Source organism: Rhodococcus zopfii NBRC 100606 = JCM 9919 (assembly GCF_001895025.1).
Lineage (GTDB): Bacteria > Actinomycetota > Actinomycetes > Mycobacteriales > Mycobacteriaceae > Rhodococcus > Rhodococcus zopfii.
This window is the reverse complement of the sequence record NZ_BCXI01000007.1, coordinates 63,639-81,713: the sequence shown is the minus strand read 5'-3', so window position 1 is coordinate 81,713 and position 18,075 is coordinate 63,639. Positions and strand designations below refer to the sequence as shown.

At 68.6% G+C, this 18,075-nt stretch carries 20 protein-coding genes; 11 read left to right on the top strand and 9 right to left on the bottom strand.

Annotated elements, in window-relative coordinates; genetic code table 11:
• Positions 1 to 89 precede the first annotated feature (89 nt).
• Genes RZ1_RS04370 through RZ1_RS04345 form a run of 6 tightly spaced genes read left to right on the top strand, consistent with a single transcriptional unit; the run spans position 90 to position 5,230 of the window.
• Positions 90 to 1,061, top strand: coding sequence for a Zn-ribbon domain-containing OB-fold protein (locus RZ1_RS04370; protein WP_072809572.1), 972 nt, complete (start codon positions 90 to 92; stop codon positions 1,059 to 1,061).
• Between the two features lie 15 nt (positions 1,062 to 1,076).
• The gene (locus RZ1_RS04365; RefSeq protein WP_072809571.1) at positions 1,077 to 2,138 is read left to right on the top strand and encodes a thiolase family protein; all 1,062 of its coding nucleotides are present in this window, start codon (positions 1,077 to 1,079) and stop codon (positions 2,136 to 2,138) included.
• Position 2,139: 1 nt separating this feature from the next.
• A complete protein-coding gene (locus tag RZ1_RS04360; RefSeq protein WP_072809569.1) occupies positions 2,140 to 3,315 on the top strand; it encodes a thiolase family protein in 1,176 nt (391 codons plus the stop codon).
• A gap of 13 nt (positions 3,316 to 3,328) precedes the next feature.
• Positions 3,329 to 4,210, top strand: coding sequence for a TIGR03619 family F420-dependent LLM class oxidoreductase (locus RZ1_RS04355; protein ID WP_072809567.1), 882 nt, complete (start codon positions 3,329 to 3,331; stop codon positions 4,208 to 4,210).
• Positions 4,207 to 4,620 (top strand): nuclear transport factor 2 family protein, encoded by a 414-nt coding sequence (locus tag RZ1_RS04350; protein ID WP_072809565.1) that lies wholly within the window; start codon positions 4,207 to 4,209, stop codon positions 4,618 to 4,620. Before RZ1_RS04355 ends, RZ1_RS04350 begins: the two co-directional genes overlap by 4 nt.
• Positions 4,621 to 4,636: 16 nt before the next feature.
• Entirely contained in the window at positions 4,637 to 5,230 is a 594-nt protein-coding gene (locus RZ1_RS04345; RefSeq protein ID WP_072809563.1) for a nucleotidyltransferase family protein, read from the top strand.
• Between the two features lie 58 nt (positions 5,231 to 5,288).
• Here the strand turns inward: RZ1_RS04345 and RZ1_RS04340 are convergent, their stop codons facing one another.
• Positions 5,289 to 6,542, bottom strand: coding sequence for a cytochrome P450 (locus RZ1_RS04340; RefSeq protein ID WP_072809562.1), 1,254 nt, complete (start codon positions 6,540 to 6,542; stop codon positions 5,289 to 5,291).
• A 185-nt stretch (positions 6,543 to 6,727) separates the two neighbouring features.
• Between RZ1_RS04340 and RZ1_RS04335 the strand changes: the two genes are divergently transcribed.
• The 3 genes from RZ1_RS04335 (at position 6,728) to RZ1_RS04325 (ending at position 9,107) form a co-directional block, all read left to right on the top strand.
• A complete protein-coding gene (locus RZ1_RS04335) occupies positions 6,728 to 7,891 on the top strand; it encodes a steroid 3-ketoacyl-CoA thiolase (RefSeq protein ID WP_072809560.1) in 1,164 nt (387 codons plus the stop codon).
• A gap of 1 nt (position 7,892) precedes the next feature.
• The gene (locus RZ1_RS04330) at positions 7,893 to 8,369 is read left to right on the top strand and encodes a nitroreductase family deazaflavin-dependent oxidoreductase (protein WP_072809558.1); all 477 of its coding nucleotides are present in this window, start codon (positions 7,893 to 7,895) and stop codon (positions 8,367 to 8,369) included.
• Between the two features lie 78 nt (positions 8,370 to 8,447).
• On the top strand, positions 8,448 to 9,107 hold the full coding sequence (locus RZ1_RS04325) for a GNAT family N-acetyltransferase (RefSeq protein ID WP_072809556.1): 660 nt from the start codon (positions 8,448 to 8,450) through the stop codon (positions 9,105 to 9,107).
• A gap of 57 nt (positions 9,108 to 9,164) precedes the next feature.
• Here the strand turns inward: RZ1_RS04325 and RZ1_RS04320 are convergent, their stop codons facing one another.
• From RZ1_RS04320 to RZ1_RS04310, 3 genes are all read right to left on the bottom strand, one after another.
• The gene (locus tag RZ1_RS04320; protein ID WP_072809554.1) at positions 9,165 to 10,079 is read right to left on the bottom strand and encodes an SDR family oxidoreductase; all 915 of its coding nucleotides are present in this window, start codon (positions 10,077 to 10,079) and stop codon (positions 9,165 to 9,167) included.
• Positions 10,076 to 10,852, bottom strand: a complete 777-nt coding sequence (locus RZ1_RS04315; protein ID WP_072809552.1) for an SDR family oxidoreductase — start codon at positions 10,850 to 10,852, stop codon at positions 10,076 to 10,078. Before RZ1_RS04315 ends, RZ1_RS04320 begins: the two co-directional genes overlap by 4 nt.
• A 137-nt stretch (positions 10,853 to 10,989) precedes the next feature.
• Positions 10,990 to 11,595, bottom strand: coding sequence for a TetR/AcrR family transcriptional regulator (locus RZ1_RS04310; protein WP_072809550.1), 606 nt, complete (start codon positions 11,593 to 11,595; stop codon positions 10,990 to 10,992).
• A 197-nt stretch (positions 11,596 to 11,792) separates the two neighbouring features.
• On the opposite strand from RZ1_RS04310, the gene RZ1_RS04305 reads away from it, so the two are divergent.
• Positions 11,793 to 12,308, top strand: coding sequence for a flavin reductase family protein (locus RZ1_RS04305; protein ID WP_072809549.1), 516 nt, complete (start codon positions 11,793 to 11,795; stop codon positions 12,306 to 12,308).
• Between the two features lie 13 nt (positions 12,309 to 12,321).
• Here the strand turns inward: RZ1_RS04305 and RZ1_RS04300 are convergent, their stop codons facing one another.
• The 5 genes from RZ1_RS04300 to RZ1_RS04280 all read right to left on the bottom strand — a co-directional run bounded on the left by RZ1_RS04300 (position 12,322) and on the right by RZ1_RS04280 (position 16,815).
• A complete protein-coding gene (locus RZ1_RS04300; RefSeq protein WP_072809547.1) occupies positions 12,322 to 12,801 on the bottom strand; it encodes a nuclear transport factor 2 family protein in 480 nt (159 codons plus the stop codon).
• Positions 12,802 to 12,811: 10 nt separating this feature from the next.
• Entirely contained in the window at positions 12,812 to 13,741 is a 930-nt protein-coding gene (gene bphC / locus RZ1_RS04295) for a biphenyl-2,3-diol 1,2-dioxygenase (RefSeq protein WP_072809545.1), read from the bottom strand.
• 35 nt (positions 13,742 to 13,776) lie between these two features.
• On the bottom strand, positions 13,777 to 14,955 hold the full coding sequence (locus RZ1_RS04290) for an acyl-CoA dehydrogenase family protein (protein WP_072809543.1): 1,179 nt from the start codon (positions 14,953 to 14,955) through the stop codon (positions 13,777 to 13,779).
• A 101-nt stretch (positions 14,956 to 15,056) separates the two neighbouring features.
• A complete protein-coding gene (locus RZ1_RS04285) occupies positions 15,057 to 15,923 on the bottom strand; it encodes an alpha/beta fold hydrolase (protein WP_072809541.1) in 867 nt (288 codons plus the stop codon).
• 64 nt (positions 15,924 to 15,987) lie between these two features.
• Positions 15,988 to 16,815 (bottom strand): IclR family transcriptional regulator, encoded by an 828-nt coding sequence (locus tag RZ1_RS04280; RefSeq protein WP_244899314.1) that lies wholly within the window; start codon positions 16,813 to 16,815, stop codon positions 15,988 to 15,990.
• Between the two features lie 343 nt (positions 16,816 to 17,158).
• Between RZ1_RS04280 and RZ1_RS04275 the strand changes: the two genes are divergently transcribed.
• Positions 17,159 to 18,073: an LLM class F420-dependent oxidoreductase gene (locus RZ1_RS04275; RefSeq protein WP_072809538.1), complete on the top strand. Its 915-nt coding sequence runs from the start codon at positions 17,159 to 17,161 to the stop codon at positions 18,071 to 18,073.
• Positions 18,074 to 18,075: the final 2 nt, after the last annotated feature.

Here is an 18,075-nt window from a genome sequence, read left to right as displayed (position 1 = left end):
GGCACCTTTCGCAGTGGTTGTCGGCGCGGAACCGGCCTGGTCGGACGCTACCCTTGCCTCAAATCCTAGAACCTGTTCTACTCGAAGTTGTGAGCCTGGGAAAGAGCGCGGTTGTCGAGCCACCGCTGAGCGCACCACTGAATCTGAAGTTCGACTACACCCGATCCACCGGACCGACCGTGGGAGCCTTCGTCACAGGTCTGCGCAACGGCCGGATCGTGGGGGCCCGCGGATCCGACGGGCGGGTGCTCGTTCCGCCGCCGGAGTACGACCCGGCCACCCATGAGCCGCTGCTGGATTTCGTCGAGGTCGGACAGACCGGAACGGTCCTCAGCTGGACGTGGAACGCGCTTCCGCTGCCGGGCCAGCCGTTCGACCGCCCGTTCGCGTGGGCGTTCATCCGTCTCGACGGCGCCGACTCCTCGATCCTGCACGCCGTGGACGTCGAATCCCCCGAGGACATCGAGACCGGCATGCGGGTGCGGGTGCGCTGGGCCGACGAGCGTGTCGGCCACATCAACGACATCGCCGCGTTCGAACCAGGCGAGGCCACCGAAGCGCCGCAGGCCGACGAGGGGGATCCGGTCTCGATGATCGTCACCCCCATCGACCTGTACTACAAGCACACCGCCTCCGCCGAGGAGTCCTACTACCTGCGTGGCCTTGCCGAGGGCAAGATCATCGGCGGGCGCACCGGCCCGGGCGACCCCGTCTACGTCCCGCCCCGCGGCTCGAGCCCGACCGACGGCATCCCCACCAAGGAGCAGGTGGAACTGTCCGACAAGGGCACGGTCACCACGTTCTGCATCGTCAATGTCCCGTTCCTGGGCCAGCAGATCAAACCGCCCTACGTCGCGGCCTATGTGCTGCTCGACGGCGCGGACATCCCGTTCCTGCACCTGATCCTCGAGTGCGACGCCGCCGATGTGCGCATGGGCATGCGTGTCCAGGCCAAGTGGCGACCGCGCGAGGAGTGGGGGCACACCCTGCGCAACATCGAATACTTCCGTCCCACGGGCGAACCCGATGCGGACTACGACACCTTCAAACACCACCTCTAGGGAGCACCGGGAACCATGACAGACATCGCAGTCGTCGGCTTCGCCCACGCACCCCACGTGCGTGAAACCACCGGCACCACCAACGGCGTCGAAATGCTCATCCCGTGTTTCCAGGAGCTGTACGCGAATCTCGGAATCACCAAGTCCGACATCGGTTTCTGGTGCTCCGGCTCGTCGGACTATCTGGCCGGCCGCGCCTTCTCGTTCATCTCCGCGATCGACGCGATCGGCGCCGTGCCGCCGATCAACGAGTCGCACGTCGAGATGGACGCGGCCTGGGCCCTCTACGAGGCGTGGGTCAAGCTGATCACCGGCGAGGTCGACACCGCGCTCGTGTACGGCTTCGGCAAGTCCTCGGCGGGCACCCTGCGCCGCACGCTCACCATGCAGCTCGACCCGTACCTGGTCGCACCGCTCGGCGTCGACTCGCTCTCCCTCGCCGGCCTGCAGGCCCGTGCCGGTCTCGAGTCCGGCAAGTGGACCGAACGCCGGATGGCCGAGGTCGCGGTGCGCAGCCGCGCCGCCGCCAGGAACAACCCGAAGGCACAGCTCAGCGGCGACCTCGACGTCGAGGAACTGCTCGCGCAGCCGTTCGTCGCGGATCCGCTGCGCAAGCACGACTGCGCGCCCGTCACCGACGGCGCCGCCGCGATCGTCCTCGCGTCCGGCGACCGTGCCCGTGAACTGTGCGAGAACCCGGCGTGGATCACCGGCATCGAGCACCGCATCGACTCGCCGAACCTCGGCGCCCGCGATCTCACCGTCGCCCCGTCCGCGCAGGCCGCGGCCCGGGCCGTCACCGGCGGGGACACCGCCTTCGACATCGCCGAACTGCACGCGCCGTTCACCCACCAGGAACTGATCCTGCGTGAGGCGATCGGCCTGGGCGATTCCACGGTGATCAACCCGTCGGGTGGCCCCCTGACCGGCAACCCGATGTTCTCCGGCGGACTCGAACGCATCGGGTACGCCGCGCAAGCGATCATCGACGGCCGCGCCGGCCGCGCACTCGCCCATGCGACGAGTGGTCCTGTGCTGCAACAGAATCTGGTAGCCGTTCTGGAGGGACGTAACTGATATGGCCAAGCAACCGGCAGCCGTCCTCGGAACGGGACAGACACACTACGTCGCCAAGCGGCACGACGTCTCCATGTCCGGTCTGGTCCGCGAGGCCATCGACCGCGCCATGCTCGACGCGCAGGTCGGCTGGGACGACATCGACGCCGTCGTCATCGGAAAGGCACCCGACCTGTTCGAGGGCTCGATGATGCCCGAACTCGCGATGGTGGACGCGATCGGCGCGACGGGCAAACCGATGCTGCGCGTGCACACCGCCGGATCCGTCGGCGGCTCCACCGCGAACGTCGCCGCGAGCCTCGTGCAGTCCGGCGTGCACCGCCGCGTGCTGGCCGTCTCGTGGGAGAAGCAGTCCGAATCGAACGCGATGTGGGCGCTGTCCACCCCCGTTCCGTTCACGATGCCCGTCGGCGCGGGCGCCGGCGGCTACTTCGCGCCGCACGTCCGCTCGTACATCCGTCGGTCCGGCGCCCCCGAGCACATCGGCGCGATGGTCGCGGTCAAGGACCGCCTCAACGGCGCCAAGAACCCGTATGCGCATCTCAAGCAGCCCGACATCACCCTCGAATCGGTGCAGGCATCCCAGATGCTGTGGGACCCGATCCGCTACGACGAGACCTGCCCGTCCTCCGACGGCGCCTGCGCCGTGGTGATCGGCGACGCCGACACCGCCACGGCCCGCGAATCCGCCGGGCACAGCGTCGCGTGGATCCACGCGACCGCGATGCGCACCGAACCGACCACCTACGCCGGTCGCGACCAGGTGAACCCGCAGGCGGGTCGGGTCGCCGCGGCGGCGTTGTGGAGGGACGCGGGCATCAGCGACCCGATCACCGAGATCGACTGCGCCGAAATCTACGTGCCGTTCTCGTGGTTCGAGCCGATGTGGCTCGAGAATCTCGGTTTCGCCGAGGAAGGCTCCGGCTGGAAGCTCACCGAGGCCGGAGACACCGCGATCGGCGGTCGGATCCCACTGAACATGTCCGGCGGCGTGCTCTCGTCGAATCCGATCGGCGCGTCCGGCATGATCCGCTTCGCGGAGGCCGCCATCCAGGTGATGGGCAAGGCAGGCGAGCATCAGGTCGACGGTGCACGCAAGGCGCTCGGACACGCGTACGGTGGTGGATCCCAGTACTTCTCGATGTGGGTCGTCTCGTCCGAGCGGCCGACGCACTAGAAGGGACAGCTTCATGGTCAAGTTCTCCGTCGGCGTCGCGATGACGCCTCTGGACCAGCTCCCCGAACTGGCGCGGGCCGCAGAGGAGTGCGGGTACTCGTCGATCGCACTGCCGGATTCGCTGTTCTTCATGGAGAAGCAGACGGTCGACTACCCGTACACCCCCGACGGTTCGCGGATGTGGACCGAGGACACCCCGTGGGTCGATCCGCTGATCGCGGCCGCGGCGATGGGGGCGGTGACCTCGACGATCGGGTTCTACACCCAGGTGCTCAAGCTCGGTTCCCGAAATCCGGTGCTGCTCGCCCGGCAGGTGGGGTCGGTCGCGAACCTCACCGGCAACCGGTTCGGATTCGGCGTCGGAATCGGCTGGGCACCTGAGGAATTCGAATGGTGCGGCGCGCCGTACGCCGGGCGGGGCAAACGTGTCGACGAGATGATCGAGGTCATCAAGCTGATCCTCGGCGGCGGCATGGTCGAACACCACGGCCAGTACTTCGACTTCGACCGGTTGCAGATGAGCCCGGCGCCGAGCAAACCCGTGCCGTTCTACATCGGCGGGCACACCGACGTGGCGTTGCGTCGCGCGGCGCGGGTCGGTGACGGCTGGACGTCGGCGATGATCAAATTCGACGACCTGACCGCCGTGATCGACCGACTGCGGGTGCTGCGCGCCGAGTACGGCCGCAGCGACCTTCCGTTCGAGATCCAGGTGGTGTCCGTCGACCGGTTCGGGTCGTCCGGCTACGCCGAACTCGCCGATGCCGGGGTCACCGACATCATCGTGGTGCCCTGGATCTTCGACGGCCACGGCTTCGACTCGCCCCTCGAGGCGAAGCTGGAGTCGTTGCACCGCTTCGCCGACAAGTACATTCACGGAAAGGATGCGGTATGAGCGAGGAACATCCCGCCCGGATCGCGGCGCGCGCGTCGCAGACCGCCGCCGGCGCGCGGCGCAAGGACGAGTGGCTGGCGCTGTTCGCCGAGGACGCGTGCGTCGAGGACCCGGTAGGTCCGTCCGGTTTCGATCCGGAAGGCAAGGGCCACCGCGGACGGGACGCGATCGCGGCGTTCTACGACATGACGATCGCGAACACCGAGAAGCTGGAGTTCCTCGTCGACGACGTGCTGGTGTGCGGCGACGAGTGCGTCAACATCGGCACGATCCGCACCACGCTGGCCGGCACCGTCATCGACGCCGAGGGTGTGTTCGTGTACCGGGTCGACGGCGACGGCAAGATCCTGTCGCTGCGCGCGTTCTGGGAGGTCGAACGGGCCATGAAGACGGCCCGTCCCGTCGAGTAGCCGGTATCCTCGGCCCATGACCGTGGCCGGGATCGTTCTCGCTGCAGGGGACGGTTCACGGTTGGGTGGTCGCGCGAAAGCGCTTCTGCCCCACCGTGGCCGTCCCCTTCTGCATACCGTCGCCGATGCGCTGCGCGAGGGCGGTTGCGACGAGGTCGTCGTGGTCGTCGGCGCGTACGGCGACGAGGTCGCCGCCGAATGCGACCCGAACATCACCGTGGCGCGTAATCCGTTGTGGGCGGAGGGCATGTCGACGTCGCTGCGGGCGGGTGTCGGCGCGTCGGCCGGGCACTCCACGGTGGCGCTGACCGTGGTGGACTTCCCCGGCATCACCGCCGAGCTCGTGCGGACCGTGCTGTCGGCGCACCAACCGGGAACGGTGACGCTGCCGGTGTTCGGCGACCGGCCCGGACACCCCGTCGTGTTCGACCGCGCCGATGCGGTCGCCGCCGCCGCGCAGGCCACCGGCGACGAGGGCGCCCGGTCGTTCCTGGCCCGGAACTGCGATCGCGTGCGCCGCCTCGACTGTTCGTCGCTGGCAGACGCCGCGGACATCGACACTCCCGAGGACCTGCGCCGCCTCGACCTCGACTTCCCCGGAAATGGTTGATGGGAACCATCATTCGGATTGTCCGAACGAAGGTTCCCATCACCGGGAGCTGCGGGGGTCAGTGCTTGACGGGGCAGCCGCCCTCGGTCTTGTAGTCGACCTCGAATTCCTTGATGCCGTTGAGCCACGCCGAGCGCAGGCGCTTGGGGTCGGCAACCTTGGTGATGTCCGGGACGAGATCGGCGATGGCGTTGAAGATGATCTCGATCTCCATGCGGGCCAGGTTCGCGCCGAGGCAGAAGTGCGCACCGGTGCCACCGAAGGCCAAGTGCGGGTTGGGATCACGAAGGATGTCGAATTCCCGCGGGTTCTCGAAGACCTCTTCGTCGTTGTTCGCCGACGCGTAGAGCATCACGACGCGGTCGCCCTTGGCGATCTTCTGGCCGCCGAGCTCGGTGTCCTCGAGGGCGGTGCGCTGGAACGAGGTGACCGGTGTCGCCCAACGGATGATCTCGTCGACCGCCGTCTTCGGACGATCGCGCTTGAAGATCTCCCACTGTTCGGGGTGCTCGAGGAATGCGAGCATGCCGTGCGTGGTGGCGTTGCGGGTGGTCTCGTTGCCGGCGACCGCGAGGACGATGAAGAAGAAGCCGAATTCCTCGGGCGAGAGCTCGTCGCCGTCGATGTCGGCCTCGATGAGCTTGGTGACGATGTCGTCGGCGGGGCATTCCTTACGGGCCGCGGCCATCTGGTACGCGTAGCCGAGCACCTCCATCGACGCGAGCGCCGGATCGGCGGTGTTCTCCGGGTCGTCGTAGCCGGTCATCTGGTTCGACCACTCGAAGATCTTGGTGCGATCCTCCTGCGGGACACCGATGAGATCGGCGATCGCCTGCAGCGGCAGCTCGGCCGCGACCTGGGTGACGAAGTCGCCGTTGCCTTCCTTGGCGGCCGCTTCGACGATCGTGCGCGCCCGGGTCTCGAGGTCTTCGCGCAAGGCGTTGATGGCGCGGGGGGTGAAGCCGCGGGCGACGAGCTTGCGGAGCTTGGTGTGCTCCGGGGCGTCCTTGTTGAGCAGGACGTGGCGCTGCAGCTCGATGTTGGCGCGCTCCATGTCGTCGCTGAAGCGCGGGATCGCGGTGTTCTCCCAGCTGGAGAACACGTCGCTGCGCCGGGAGACCTCGCGGACCTCCTCGTGCCGGGAAACGACCCAGAAGCCCTCGTCGTGGAAACCACCCTTGTCGGGGGATTTCTTGTTCCACCACACCGGCGCCGTGCGGCGCAGCTCGGCGAACTCTTCGAAAGGCATCCGCTCCGCGAAAAGGTCGGGGTCGGTGAAGTCGATGTCTTCGGGAATGTTGGGCTGCGCCACCACTGAACTCTCTCCTGCCCTGGCCGGTACACCACGCACCATGATGTGGAACACGTTCTAGATCTATTCAAGCACAGCCACGGCGAGAGGCCAAGGAATCCGTGGGTCCCGGTGACTCGGACGCGCCTTGTCGATCTGGAGAACCTGTTCTATTTTGCGAAGACAGGATCAGAAAGGAGCCCGCCGTGGGCACACCAGTCATCGTCGAGGCGGCACGTACCCCAATCGGCAAGCGCGGCGGTTGGCTTGCCGGTCTGCATGCCGCCGAATTGCTCGGCGCCGCGCAGAGCGGACTCGTCGAACGCGCCGGTATCGACCCGGCGCTCGTGGAGCAGGTCATCGGCGGCTGCGTCACCCAGGCCGGCGCCCAGTCGAACAACGTCACCCGCACCGCGTGGCTGCATGCCGGACTGCCCTGGCAGGTCGGCGCGACCACCGTCGACTGCCAGTGCGGTTCCGCGCAGCAGGCCAACCACATGATCGCCGGCCTCATCGCAGTCGGCGCCATCGACGTCGGCGTCGCCTGCGGCGTCGAAGCCATGTCGCAGGTTCCGTTGGGCGCCAACGTCGGTGAGCACGCCGGCCCACGCCGCCCGGCGTCGTGGAACATCGACATGCCCGACCAGTTCGGCGCCGCCGAGCGGATCGCGCGCCGCCGCGGGATCACCCGCGAGGACATCGACGCCCTCGGCGTCCGATCGCAGGCCCTGGCCAAGCAGGCGTGGGCGGAAGGCCGCTTCGACCGCGAGGTGTTGCAGGTCGTCGCACCCGTCGTCGACAAGGACGGCACCCTCACCGGCGAGAAGCAGACCGTCACCCGCGACCAGGGTCTGCGCGACACCACCGCCGAGTCCCTCGGAAAGCTGAAGGCCGTGATGGACGGCGGCATCCACACCGCCGGTACCTCGTCGCAGATCTCCGACGGTGCCGCCGCGGTGCTGCTCATGGACGAGGACAAGGCCAAGGCACTCGGCCTGAAGCCGCGCGCCCGCATCGTCGCGCAGGCACTCGTCGGCGCCGAGCCCGAGTTCCACCTGGACGGCCCGGTGCAGGCCACCGCGAAGGTCCTCGAGAAGTCCGGCATGAGCATCGGCGATCTCGACCTCTTCGAGGTCAACGAGGCGTTCGCAGCGGTGCTGCTGTCGTGGGCGCAGGTCCACGGCCCGGACATGGACAAGGTCAATGTCAACGGCGGCGCGATCGCGCTCGGCCACCCGGTCGGTTCGACCGGTTCGCGCCTGATCACGACCGCACTGCACGAGCTCGAACGCCGCGACGCGTCGACGGCGCTGATCACGATGTGCGCCGGGGGCGCCCTCGCGACCGGCACCATCATCGAGCGGATCTGACGTGAACCGCCCACCCGCCGCACCGTCCGGCCTGGACTCGAAGTGGACCGTCTCGATCATCAAGTGGATGTCGCGGGCCAACGTCGCGGCCTATCGCGCCACCGGTGGCCGGATCGGTGGAAAGTGGCGGGTGGGCAGTGCTTTTCCGTGGGGAATCCCGGTGTGTCTGTTGACCACGACGGGCCGGAAGACCGGCCGGCCGCGGACGTTGCCGCTGCTGTTCCTCGAGGACGGCGACCGCGTCGTGCTGGTCGCCTCGCAGGGCGGGCTACCCAAGCATCCGCTGTGGTTCCGCAACATCCAGGCGAATCCCGAGGTGACGATCCAGATCCGGTCGCGGGTGCGGGCGATGCACGCCCGCGTCGCAACGCCGGAGGAACGTGCCGGATACTGGCCGGAACTCGTCGCGATGTATCCGGACTTCGACAAGTATCAATCGTGGACCGACCGGACGATCCCCGTCGTCGTGTGCGATTGACCTTCGCCCCTTCCCACGTCGCCGGAACCGGCGATACTGGGAAGGGTTCTGCCAGCTCTCGAGAAGGGATGTCGCCCGATGACAACCACGAACCATGATCAGGTCCTCGACCGCCGCGAGATCGCCGCGGCCCTGCTGCGCGCGCTCGAACGCCGTCACGAGGTACTCGATGCCATCGTCGAGAGCAACGACCGGTCCGAGGCGGTCGCCACGATCGCTGCACTGCTCGACACGAACGAACAGTGCGCAGAGGCCGTGCTGAATCTGCCGTTCCGCCGCCTGACGAAGGCCGAACGCAAGAAGATTCGCGCGGAGCTCGAGGACCTCGACGCCGTGCTCACCTGGACGCCGGCCGAACGCCCCTATGCGACGGGTGCGCACTTCCGGATGCGGCCGATCAACGACAGCACCACGGACACGGAGTTGTTCAAGGAGCGTTGCGCCGACCAGCTCGGCGAGGCCGACGACGACCGGATCGCGAGCGAACGCGACGCGGCGGCCGAACGCATCGACGACGAATCCGCGATGTGGCTCGTCGCGGAGGATCTGTCCGGGGACGAGCCCAAGCCCGTCGGATTCGCGTTCGGTGAGCTGACCGGCCACGAAGTGGAGGTCCGCATCTGGGTCCGGCCCGCGCTGCGCAAGCAGGGCTACGGCACCGCGACCCTCAAGCAGGCCCGCACCGAACTGGCCGCGTATTTCCCCGGTTCGACCCTGATCATCCGCACGCCCGCATAGACGACGACTCGTGCGCGGTTCCGGTAGCACCCGCTACCGGAACCGCGCACGGGTGGTTTATGCGCCGTAGACCGGAGTCGGCGGCTGAGCCGCGGCGATCAGCTTCTCGACGACCGGCCCGAGTTCCTTCGGATCCCAGCGATCGCCCTTGTCGACGACGTCGCCGTGACGCCAGCCGTCGGCGACGGACACCTTGCCGCCCTCGACCTCGAAGACGCGCCCGGTGATGTCCTTGGATTCGGTGCTGCCGAGCCACACCACCAGCGGCGAGACGTTCTCGGGCGCCATCGCGTCGAAGCCTTCCTCGGGCGCGGCCATCATCTCGGCCATAGCTCCGCCGGCACCGACGGTCATGCGGGTCCGCGCGGACGGTGCGATCGCGTTGACGGTGACACCGTAGCGGCCGAACTCGGCGGCGGCCTGGATCGTCAGTGCCGCGATTCCGGCCTTGGCGGCGGCGTAGTTGCCCTGGCCGATGCTGCCCATCAGACCCGCACCGGAGCTGGTGTTGATGATCCGGGCGTCGACGGGGTTGCCTGCCTTGGCCTCGTTCCGCCAGTAGGTCATCGCGTGCCGCATCGGCGCGAAGTGGCCCTTGAGGTGCACGCGGGTGACCGCGTCCCATTCTTCTTCGCTCATGTTCGCGAGCATGCGGTCGCGCAGGAACCCGGCGTTGTTGACGAGCACGTCGAGGCGCCCGAAGTTGTCGAGCGCGGTCTTGATCAGGTTCGCGGCGCCGTCCCAGTCGGCGACGTCGTCGCCGTTGACCACGGCTTCGCCGCCGGCCGCACGGATCTCTTCGACGACCTGCTCCCCGGGGCTCTCTCCGGTCGCCGAACCGTCTCCGCCGACACCGATGTCGTTGACGACGACCTTGGCGCCTTCCGCAGCGAACGCCAGCGCGTGAGCCCGGCCGAGCCCACGCCCGGCGCCCGTCACGATGACGACGCGACCGTCCAGCAGTCCACTCACTTTGTCTCCTTCGTTCGGGCCGCTGCCAGATAGGCAGGGCGTTCGCCGCCGCCGTGGACGGTCAGTGTGGATCCGCTGACGTACGCCGCCAGCGGGGATGCAAGAAATGCGGCGCAATTGCCGATGTCGTCGGGGGTGGCCAACCGGCCCGCCGGGACGGTCGCGCCGACCGCGGCAACACCTTCGTCGTCGCCGTAGAACAGGTGCGACTGCTCGGTGTCGACCATGCCGACGACGACGGAGTTCACCCGCACCTTCGGTGCCCATTCGACGCCGAGGGTGCTGGACAGGCTGTCGAGTCCCGCCTTCGCGGCACCGTAGGCCGCGGTGCCGGGCGTGGGCCGGTGCGCGCTCACGCTCGAGATGTTCACGATCGAGCCGCCGCTGTCCTGCTGCTGCATCACCGCGTTCGCGGCCTGCGCGACGATCAGCGGTGCCAGCAGGTTGAGCTCGACGATCTTGGCGTGAAACTTGGGGCTGGCGTCCGCGGCGAGCGCGAACGGCGACCCCCCGGCGTTGTTGACGAGTACGTCGAGCCTGCCGTGACGGGCCACGACGGTGTCGACGAGTTCACGGACCCGGTCCGGGTCGCGCACATCGCATTCGAGGAATTCGGCTGCGCGACCGTCGGTTTCGATTCCCTTTTCGGGCCGGTGGCGCGCACACGTCACGACCGTCGCGCCTGCCCGCAGGAACGTCCGGGTGATGCCGGCGCCGACACCTCGTACACCTCCGGTGATCAACACGACTGCGCCGTCGAGTCCCAGATCCATCCGTGCCTCCACTCCGATTTCGTGCGCCCAGTTCCGCGGGGCGCCCCAGCAACTTACCAAGCAATCGCTTGGTTTGGTAGGTGAGAGCCCGGTGAGCGCTTCGGGGCGTCGACACAGCCCGAAGTGCTCCCCGGCGGCTACGCCGCGAGATGGACCAGCAGCAGCCGGCAGCTGCGCCGGATATCACGTTCGGTTCCCTCGAGACTCGACCGGCCGTTGAGGAACGCGATGATGACGCCGTACCACAGCATCGAGAGCAACCGCAGCACGTCCCGGTCCGCCTCGGTGGGATCGGTGATGCCCGCAGCGGCGATCAGGATGTTCTGGAACTGCTCCTCGATCCGCAACGCATCGGGAACCGCGGCGGCCACGGCGGTGCTGTTGGACTGCAACATCGCCAGCGCGAGCGACGGGTGCGCGACAAGCTCGCGGGTCATGTCGATCAGCGTCGCGCAGATCGCGTCCTGCGCGGTCGAGGCGCGATCCGGCGCGGGACGGCGCCCCGGGAACCGTTCGAGCCGATGCAGCATCACACCCACGAACAGGTGCGTCTTCGACGGGAAATACCGGTACAGCGTTCCGATCGCGACACCGGCCCGCTTGGCGACCTCGGTCATCTGCACGTGCGCGAGGTCGTGTTCGGTCGCGAGGTGCGCGGCCGCGTCGAGGATCCGCACGTGCCGCTCCCGCTGGTCCGCCGAAGACGGTTCGGCGCCGTCCCGCGCCACACCGATCCTGGGCATTGTCGATCCCCTTTCACTTCCGATAGCGTCCGATTGTCCCATCGACCCGCCCAGGGGGTGGCCCGCCCGGCGCGGCGCGACCGCGAAAGTCCGCTGAGCGAGAATCCGCGGCGGGACCGGAAGGGTCCGGCCATAGGCTCGGATTCGTGAGCGTCGCCCGTCCGAGGCGACCCCGGACCGATTCGGAGTCGAGGCACATGCATACCCGGTCGCGACCATACGGTCACCCGCAGGACGTCGACGTTGTCTCCCCCGCCGAGATGCGACATGCCATGAGCCACTTCGCTACCGGCGTCACGGTGGTGACCGGACTCGACGACGACGGACCGGTCGGCTTCGCGTGTCAGTCGTTCGCGTCGGTGTCCCTCGAGCCACCGCTGGTCCTGTTCTGCGCGGACCATCGGGGCCGGGCGTGGCCGCGGATCCGGCGCACCGGACGATTCGCGATCAACGTGCTGCGCGAGGACCAGACGGATCTGTGCGACCGGTTCGGGTCGTCCCGCGGCGCCCGCTTCGACGGGCTGGGCTGGGAGAGGTCGCGCTGGGACACGCCGGCCCTGCCGCGGGTGCTTCTTCGGGTGCACGCCGAGATCGACGACGTGCACGTTGCGGGTGACCACGATGTGGTGATCGGCCGGGTCGTCGAGCTCGAATGTCTCGACGACGACCGGCCGATGCTGTTCTACCGTGGCGCGTTCGGGATCGGCAGCTGACGGCAGAACCGCGTCAGCGCACGCCCGCGGCGAGGAGGTCGCGGGCGTCGGCGCGACCGTCGAGGACCCGAGCGATACGCAGCTTCACCTGCCACCGGCCGTCCATCCGCACCAGTTCCCACCGGTTGGCGGTCACGCGCTGCACGCGGAAACCCTTGTCCGTGTTGAGGATCAACTGGGAGTGGCAGATGACGACCGCGGTGTCCCCGTCGACTCGGATGTTCAACGGGTCCAGCATGTGGCCGCAGCCGCCGTGGATGTACCCCTGGTGCGCCTCGGATCGCACCATCGCCATGATCTGGTCACGACCCCGGTACGCACCCGAATCGACTTCGTACACACCGTCCTCGGTCCACAGCGCGCCGACCGCTTCGGCCGAGCCGCTGTCGACGGCCGGCCCGTAGGTGGTGACGAGTTGCTGGATCGCGAGGGTGTCCTCGAGCAGTTCGACGCGCCGGGCGAGCTGTTCGACAAGTTCGGTGGGATCGGTCATTCTCCACTCCCTACGATCGCGTGCTCGGCGGCGCGAACGCGGCGAGCGGTTCGGACCCGGACCAGTCGTGGCCCCAGTAGCTGTCTGCGGTGATCTCCTCGGCGGTGTAGAACGTCTCGTCGACGAGCATGCCGTCGGTGCCGAATTCGATGTCCCAGCCGCCGGGCGCCCGCACGTAGAACGAGACCATCTTGTCGTTGGTGTGGCGGCCGAGCGTCGAGGAGATCGAGAAACCCAGGGCACGAACCCGATCCAGCGCCTGACCGACCGCATCGAGGGTATCGACCTCGAGCATGAGGTGCACCAGGCCCGGCTGTTCGCTCGGCGGCGCCGGGCACAGCGCGAGGCTGTGGTGGCGGCGATTGACGCCGAGGAACCGTACCCGCCGCGCCGGTGGCGGTGCCGACGGACCGCCGACGCGCATCGCGCCGCGCGGCAGGAACCCGAGAACCTCGGTGTAGAAGTCGTACACCCGGTCGAACGCGAAACTCGGCAGCACGACGTGACCGAGCCCCTCCTCACCGGTGTGGAATCGGCTCGCGAACGGTGTCACCACCGGACTGTGGTCGAGCACGGGGCCGAAGAACACCTCGACGCGGGCGCCGCCCGGATCGTCGAACGCGATGACCTGCTCCGCGTCGCGGTACGCCGACTCCTGCTCCGACAACACCTCGACCGTGACGCCCGCCTTCTCCACGGCCTCGCGCACCCGCGCGAGCGCGAACTGGTCGCGGACCTCCCAGCCGACGGCGAGTGCCTTGTCGCTGTCACCCGGCAGCACGATCAGGCGCGCGCGGCGCTCGTCGATCCGCAGGTACAGCCCGTCCGCTTCCGGCCCGGACCCGACCGCCATCCCGAGTCCGTCGACGACGAGTTCGCGCCACCGTGCAATGTCTGTGGTCTGGATCCTGAGATATCCCAGTCCCCGGATGTCCGTCATGTTCGATATTCCTTCGTGACAAGTGGATTCGGCGGTCAGATCATCGAGCGCATCATGCCCTGCGGTTCCTCACCGAGCTGGGTGAGAGTGGCCGCGTGGAAGATCGAGCCCGGCACGTGGATGGCGTGACTCAGACCCGCGTGGGCATCGCGCCAGAACCGCTGCAACGGGTTGGTGAGCTGCAGCGCGCCGCCCCCGGCACGCGCGAAGATCTCGTCGACGGCGCGCGCGGCGCGCCAGGCCGCGGCGGTCTGGGTGCGCCGGCCGATGGCCCGCATCTCGAACGTGACCTCCCGGCCCTTCTCAGTCATGTCCCAGAAGCGGTCGACGGTCTCGAGGATCGCGGCGCGGGACGCGGCGATCTCGGCGGCCGCGTCACCGAGCGCGGACAGCACGTACGGGTCCTGCTTGATCGCGGTGCCGGACACGGTCACCCGCGACTTCTGAGTTTCGATGTAGCAGTTGAGGGCGCCTTCGGCGATGCCGATCAGCGACGAGGTGATGCCGAGCGGGAAGATGCACGAGAATGGGAACCGGTAGAGCGTCTCGTCGCGACCGGCGTCGCGCCAGGCGACACCGCCCATGACGCGTTCGGCGGACAGGGTCCGGTACTCGGGCAGGAAGGCGTTCTCGATGATGAGGTCCTTGGACCCGGTGCCGCGCAGCCCCACGACGTTCCAGCTGTCCTGGTCGATGCGGTAGTCCGAGCGCGGCACCAGCACGTGCAGGGACTTCGGCGGGCTGACCCGATTGCCGTCCTTGTCGCCGACCGCCGCGCCGATCATGACCCAATCGCAGTGATCGGTGCCGGACGAGAAGGACCAGCGGCCGTTGAGGATGTAGCCGCCGTCGACGGGGGTGGCGACGCCCATCGGGGCATACGGCGAGGCGATCCACGTGTCGGGATCGTTGCCCCAGACCTCTTCCTGCGCCTTGGGATCGAAGAACGCCATCTCCCAGGGGTGCACGCCGACGATGCCGGAGACCCAGCCGGTCGCCCCGTCCATGGCTCCGAGCCCCATTGCAGTCTCGGCGAATTCGCGCGGATGCGCTTCGAGACCACCGAACTCGGCGGGCTGGAGCATCCTGATGACCCCCGAGTCACGCAGGCGCTTGGCGCTGCGATCGGTGAGCCGCATGAGCTTGTCGCCTTCGGCGCCGTCGGCGCGGATCTCCTCGGCGAACGGGGTGATGGAGTCGAGAACCTGTCCCATGATCTACCGGCTTTCTAGTGTGGTGCCCGGATTCACCCGGGCGGACATCCGGTGGAAGTCGCGCCCGCCGAGCGGGATCGGGGTGCGGTGAGCGTTATCGCTCACGCGTCCTTGCGGTTGAGGAAGGCGAGAACGGCGTCGAGCCACGCGTCGCGGGCCTCGATCATCGTCCAGTGCCCGCAGTTGGGGAACACGTGCAGTTCGCCGTTGCGCAGCTCGCGCATCGGGAGCATCGCCATGTCCACGGGGCTGACGCGATCGTCGCGACCCCACGTGATGAGCGTCGGCGCGGTGATCTTGCCGAGCTGCGCCCAGTAGGGCGTGTCGGTGGACGCGAGCGCCGCGCGGGTACCGGCTTCGAACGCGGCGGTGCTGTACATCCGGCGGGCGATCTCGAGGGTCTCGGGTTCGGTGGCGAGTTCCCATCGCTCCTGGATCAATTCGTCGGTGATGACCGCCGGGTCGTACACCATCGAGCGGAGCCAGCGGACGAGCTTCTCGCGCGTCGGGTCGTCCGTGAACTCCATCAGCAGCCGGATGCCCTCACCGGGCGACGGTGCGAACACCGAGCGGCCGGCGCCACCGATCGTGACGAGCTTGTGCACCCGGTCGGGTTCGGCGATGGCGAACTGGGTTCCGACGATGCCGCCCATCGAGTTGCCGATGATCGAAACGCGATCGATCCCGAGCGCGTCGAGGAAATCGGTGACCGCGTGGCGGGCCATCGCCATGGGATGCCCCTTGCACGGGTCGCTGACGCCGAATCCGGGGAATTCGAGGACGAGGCAACGGAAGTGCCCGGCGAGGTCGGCGAGCACACCGCGGTAGTTGCGCCAGCCGGTCACTCCCGGACCGGAGCCGTGCAGCAGCAGCAGGGGCGGTCCGTCGCCGGCTTCGTGGTATCGGAGGACACCACGGTCGGTCGTGATGGACTTCGCGGTCTCCTCGCAACTCAGGTCCGTCGTCATGATCGGTACATTCCCAGCGACGCCGACGCGGTGCGCGCAGGCTCCCGGTGAACGGGACCGATCGCTAGGCCCATGCCCCGGTTCTTCCGGCGACGAACTGTTCGGCCGTGTCCGGCAGCACGAAGGACGCCGAATCCTCGGTGAGGCGGCGGGCGCGGCGCGGCGCCCCCAGTTCGGGGTGGAGCATGCGCGAGACGTCGCGCGCAGCGTCGGCGACCAGTGGCGCGATGCGGTCGAGGTGACCGGGACGCGCCGGGCCGCACAGCGAGATGCCCGCGACCGGCCCCTGCGGGCTGCGGACGGGCGCGCCGACGCACGCCATGCCGGCCATCGCCTCGCCGGTTTCGTACGCCAGCCCGTGACGCTGCCGGATGCGGCCCAGCTCGCGGTGCAGCACGGCGAGGTCGGAAATGGTGCGGTCGGTGCGGCGCGGCAAGCCGGCGCCGTACAGCGCGTCGATGTGCTCGGGCTGCAGACCGGCGAGGATCGCCTTTCCGCACGCGGTCGCGTGGGCGGCGACACGGCCGCCGACGCGGGAGGTCAGGGTGGCGGCGAGCTGCCCGCCGACCTTGTCGAGGTAGACGATCTCGCCGCGGTCGAGGATCGCGAGGTGCGCGACCATCCCGGTCTGCAGGTGCAGTTCGTGGAGGACCGGGGCCGCGGCCTCGCGAATGCGGCCGTGGCCGCTGTCGCCGGCGCCGAGGGACGTGGCGCGGCGGCCGAGACAGTAGCCGAACGACGCGTGGTCGACCCACTCGAGGCGGACCATCTGGTCGAGGATGCGGTGGACGGTGGAACGAGGCAGCCCGGTGCGGCAGGCCACTTCCTCGAGGGTCAGCCGGGAGGAGGCACCGTCGAACGCGTCGAGGATCAGCGTCATGCGCTCGACCATGGACGCGGGCAGTTCCCGCTGCGACTCCGACGACCCGTTCCGCGACTCCGGTGCGGACGCGTATTCGGCTGCGGCATTTCCGGATTCGAGCATCGCTGTTACCTCCTCCAGCCCCTCGGCCGAGGCCGGGGTCCGTGAGACTGAAATTCATTCTTGTGACCGGCGCAACAATTATCACCGATCGGTGCCGGATCCACAACATCCCACTGAGCAGGAAGCTGCGGCGACCTCCGTCGATCCGACCGGGTACAACGATCGGGAAGACGATCACGCGCTCCACACCCACGCCGCCGGCAGCCGGTGACGCGGGCGCGCGCCGGGGTTCGGTACGAGGGGTTCGCGCATGCACATAGGGGTCACATCGCCCGTGGTCATCGACCACCCCGCCTCCCGCACCGAGTGGGAGCGCCACGCCGGCATCGACGAACTCGCACGCGTCGCCGAGACCGCCGACCGGCTCGGCTACCACCATGTCACCTGCAGCGAACACGTTGCCGTCCCCACCCGGATCGCCGCCGAACGCGGCGGCGTCTACTGGGATCCGCTCGCGACGTTCGGCTACCTCGCGGCACGCACCCGCCGGATCAGGCTCAACACCCGCGTGCTCGTGCTCGGCTACCACCATCCCCTCGAGATCGCCAAGCGCTACGGCACCCTCGACGCGGTCAGCGGCGGTCGCCTGATCCTCGGGCTGGGCGTCGGCAGCCTCGCAGAGGAGTTCGCGCTGCTCGACGCGCCCTTCGCGGACCGTGGCGCCCGCGCCGACGAAGCCCTCCTCGCCCTGCGCGGCGGGCTGTCGACCCCGTATCCCGAGTTCCACGGCACCTTCTACGACTACGCGGACGTCGAGGTGCGACCGCACGCGGTACAGCCGCGGGTGCCGTTCTGGATCGGCGGCCGCACCACCCGGTCGCTGCGGCGCGCGGTCACGCTCGGCGACGGCTGGCTGCCGTTCGGCCTCACCGTGCAGCAGATCGACGAGATGCTCCGCAAGGCGGATCTGCCGGCCGGATTCGAGGTCGTCCTCGACAGCGGTCGCCCACTCGATCCGCTCGGTGACCGCGACGCCACCCTGCGCGCCCTCGAACGTCGCTGCGCGGTCGGCGCCACCGTCGTGAGCGCGACGTTCGTCTCCACCGACGCGGACCACTACTGCGATCAGCTCGCGGCGCTGCACGAGTTCGCCGGCGAAGCCGGTGTCACGTTCGAATCCGCCTCTCCCGAAACCCCGTCCGGTATCGACGAAAGTTCCCGATAAGC